This is a genomic window from Jatrophihabitans lederbergiae (assembly GCF_031845305.1).
Taxonomy (GTDB): domain Bacteria; phylum Actinomycetota; class Actinomycetes; order Mycobacteriales; family Jatrophihabitantaceae; genus Jatrophihabitans_A; species Jatrophihabitans_A lederbergiae.
The window spans coordinates 1-3,101 of the sequence record NZ_JAVREH010000125.1 but is presented as its reverse complement, the minus strand read 5'-3'; the positions used below and the strand labels follow the sequence as shown (position 1 = coordinate 3,101).

5 protein-coding genes and 1 pseudogene are annotated in these 3,101 nt (G+C 65.8%); 4 read left to right on the top strand and 2 right to left on the bottom strand.

What is annotated here, in order from left to right:
* Window positions 1-154, top strand: a 154-nt coding sequence (locus RM423_RS26140; protein ID WP_396327871.1) for a glycoside hydrolase family 15 protein, incomplete at its 5' end; no start/stop codon positions are given.
* Here the strand turns inward: RM423_RS26140 and RM423_RS26135 are convergent.
* Window positions 101-436 carry a DUF4260 family protein gene (locus tag RM423_RS26135; protein ID WP_396327870.1) on the bottom strand — a complete coding sequence of 112 codons (336 nt, stop codon included), beginning with the start codon at window positions 434-436 and terminating at the stop codon, window positions 101-103. The genes RM423_RS26140 and RM423_RS26135 overlap by 54 nt on opposite strands.
* 49 nt (window positions 437-485) lie before the next feature.
* On the opposite strand from RM423_RS26135, the gene RM423_RS24345 reads away from it, so the two are divergent.
* The 3 genes from RM423_RS24345 (at window position 486) to RM423_RS24335 (ending at window position 2,765) form a co-directional block, all read left to right on the top strand.
* Window positions 486-974 carry a hypothetical protein gene (locus tag RM423_RS24345; protein ID WP_311425624.1) on the top strand — a complete coding sequence of 163 codons (489 nt, stop codon included), beginning with the start codon at window positions 486-488 and terminating at the stop codon, window positions 972-974.
* A gap of 591 nt (window positions 975-1,565) precedes the next feature.
* Window positions 1,566-2,204 carry a hypothetical protein gene (locus RM423_RS24340; protein ID WP_311425623.1) on the top strand — a complete coding sequence of 213 codons (639 nt, stop codon included), beginning with the start codon at window positions 1,566-1,568 and terminating at the stop codon, window positions 2,202-2,204.
* Window positions 2,205-2,543: 339 nt separating this feature from the next.
* Complete coding sequence (locus tag RM423_RS24335; protein ID WP_311425626.1) at window positions 2,544-2,765, top strand: YegP family protein; 222 nt, start codon at window positions 2,544-2,546, stop codon at window positions 2,763-2,765.
* Between the two features lie 139 nt (window positions 2,766-2,904).
* Here the strand turns inward: RM423_RS24335 and RM423_RS26130 are convergent.
* Window positions 2,905-3,101, bottom strand: a pseudogene (locus RM423_RS26130) (glycoside hydrolase family 15 protein); the annotation flags it as partial.

Here is a 3,101-nt window from a genome sequence, read left to right as displayed (position 1 = left end):
CGGGCTGCTCAGCGAAGAATGGGACCCCACCGCCAACCGCCAACTCGGCAACACCCCCCAAGCCTTCAGCCACTTCCCCCTCATCACCAGCGCCCTACAACTACACGCCGGCAAAGGCCACCACAGCAACCAACCCATCAGCACCGCCAACTGAGCCGAAAACGCACTCCAGCCCGAGTGCCTGGAGTAGTGGGTGGGGATGATCGCTGGCGCCGATCAGCGACAGCACGATGGGTAGCGAGTAGGCGTGGCCGAGGTTGTAGAAGGCCGCTCCCACGCCGGGGCGCGCCGACGTAGCCGGCCATGAACAGATCGGGCAGCAGAAATAACGACCGCACCAACACCACGGCTGGTGCGTGGTCGCGAATAAGGCGATGCCTCCGGCTAGCAAGCTCAGGCCCTCGACGCGCAGCCAGAGCAGCGGCTTGCCTCGCACGGCAGAGTGATCCGCCGGCTTCGGCTAGCTTGTCCGGTTGCCATCGTCGATGGCCGTCAGCGATGTTCCCGCGAGCCCGCCCTGCCGCGCGGGCTGTCTATCAGTACCCCTGGTCCTGACCACCCTGCTGCTGGCCGTACCCCTGGTCCTGACCACCCTGCTGCTGGCCGTAGCCCTGGTCCTGCCCGTATCCCTCCTGCTGCCGGCCGTAGCCCTGGTCCTGCCCGTAGCCCTCCTGCTGCTGGCCGTACCCCTGGTCCGGACCACCCTGCTGCTGGCCGTATCCCTGCTGACTGGCAGTGTCGAAACTAGGGTTTTGATCGGTGTAGTTTCCGCCGGGCTGGTAGCCCTGGAAACCTGGCTGCTGCTGGGCGTCGAAGTGCTGCTGATAGCCGCCGTTCTGCAGCTGCTGAGGGTCTACACCGAATTGTTGCAGCATGCCGGCATGCTGTTGGGGGTCCACCTGGTCCACGCCCTGCAATTGCTGAGCGGCCTGCTGGTGGTTACCGCCGAGCTGGCCAACCAGGTTCATGATTGAAGACGGATCGAAGTTCACGGCACAACCTTCCTTCTCGTTCGCTGCTGGTTCAGTGCTGCAGCGGCCGGGTGGGTTCGAGCAACCGTCGGGCTCAACTCGACGGTTGCGACGCTACCCACCCATCATGGCAGCGACGAGGCAGCCGGGCCACGCTTTTCCTCCAGCGATGAGCCCGGCTCCGATTCAGCCATGGTGGTCTCGTTATTAGACGGAGGAATCTTCACCGGGAGGGTCCACCGCGGCTAACGGGACTGGCCAGCCTGCACTCGCTGAGCGCCGGTGGCGAGCTATCCCGCCCGCTGGCAGGGACTGGCTATCGGGGCGCCGTTCTGGTCATCGTTGCCCTGCGGGACTCGCTCGCGCCGGGCTGGAGATTTGAGGTCAGGTGTCCGGTGTCGCTGGGTGTGGGTGCTCGTTACACCGCGATAACGATGAACGCGAGGACGGCTTTGCGGTGGAGGGGATGCTCTGGGTGTGGCTACGCTCGACTGGCGAGTTGAAGATCCAGCCACGCTTCGAGTGACTCTCCACGCTCAAGCGGCCCGGCTCACAGCCCCGGGCTCCTCGGCGTCGAGTCGAGGATAAGGACCGATGAAACGATCAACCATCTCTGACCGCCCGGCGATCGCCAGGCTGCTCGGCACCATACTGTCGGTGTTCGTGGTGGCCTTGCTCGGCGCTGGGTGTGGGGGCTCAACCAAAACCTCGGCCGGTGGTGCAGCGGCGACCGCGAGCAGCATCGCCGGTGGAGCGGCCAGCTCGGTGGTGTCGGCAACGGGCGACACCTCGGCCTCCGCTTCGGCCTCGGGCGCTGCGTTCTGCTCGTCTTCCAACACCACCAGCTTCGCCAAGACGAAGTTCGTCACCCACTCCGGGCTGGCCTTCGGTGCGTTTCACCGCTACCTCTACACACCGGTACGGGCAGGCGCCTTCAAGTCCGGGGCGTCCGGGCGGATCACCGCGATCGTGAAGGCCGGCGCCGCCGCGCTGTTCATCAAGCGGGAGGTGCGACTGGCCTATGGCGACGTGCAGGCCAACCCGAGCCTGTGCAAGGTGATCGGGCAGCCGCTGCAGGCCCTCGGCAACCAGATCGAGGCAGCGGTCAGCGGCCTCAAGAACGGCAGCACCTCCGGGATCACCGCGCTGGAAGGTGTCGTGCAAGGTGTGAAGGCCAAAGCCTCATCGGCCGGAACCCCCATCCAGGAAAACACCAACCCCCCACTCGGCTGAGCCTGACGCTGTCAGTCCAGGGGTGTGTCGCTCCAGCGGGCCGAGCATGCCAGCCCTTTCCGACCGTGAAACCATCCGACGTCGAGGAAGGGTGGGCTGGGCCCGGTCCTCCTCGGCGATGGCAGCCCGTCTGAGGCCGCGGTGGTGACGCCAACTGGCCCGGGTGTGATGTGATGTGCTGAACGTTTCGGGCGGTCGGGGCCCGTACCCGATAGTGGAGTTGGAGGACAAGACATGGCTAGAGCGGACCGGGCCAAGCAAGCGGCGGGCCAAGTGGGCAGCAAGTTCCGACAGGTCAGCGGGGTAGCCGACGCTAGAGCCGGCGGGATCGCGCAAAGCGTGACTCAGTCCAAGGCCGCCTCGGGGCGGATCGGCAAATACGTCCTCAGCAAGAACACGGCCGGCAGGTTCCACTTCACCCTGCACGCCACCAACGGACAAACCATCGCCACCTCCGAAACGTATGAAACCCGAGCAGCCGCCCTCAACGGCATCAACTCAGTACGCCGCAACGCCGTCCAAGCCCGACTGGTCGAGGACACCACCAGCGACTCATCCTGACCGACACTGCCTGATTGTCCCGGGGCAGCGCGTCTTCGCTTCCCCCGTTACGGCTGGATTGCGATGGGTTCCCAGCCGTGACGGGTCGGCTGCGCGAGAACCCACCGACCAGAACGCACCGACCCCCGAACGCTCTGACACGGGTCTCCCAGAGTCCGTTGTCGGGTTGGTTCCAGTTGCCTTCCAGGTGCTCCATGAGCGCGACTTGGAGGTCCCACGCATCGTCGTGGTCGGCGAGCCCGGCGTTGCGGGCCAGAGCGAGGCCGTCAAGGGTCTCGCCCCAGACGTCGAGTTGCAGTTGGTCAGAGGCGGCGTTGCCCGTCCGCACGGGCTTGG

Excerpts from the sequence above, each read along its gene's own strand:
- RM423_RS24345 (WP_311425624.1), top strand. The coding sequence starts at position 486 with ATGGCCGTCAGCGATGTTCCCGCGAGCCCGCCCTGCCGCGCGGGCTGT.
- RM423_RS24340 (WP_311425623.1), top strand. The coding sequence starts at position 1,566 with ATGAAACGATCAACCATCTCTGACCGCCCGGCGATCGCCAGGCTGCTC.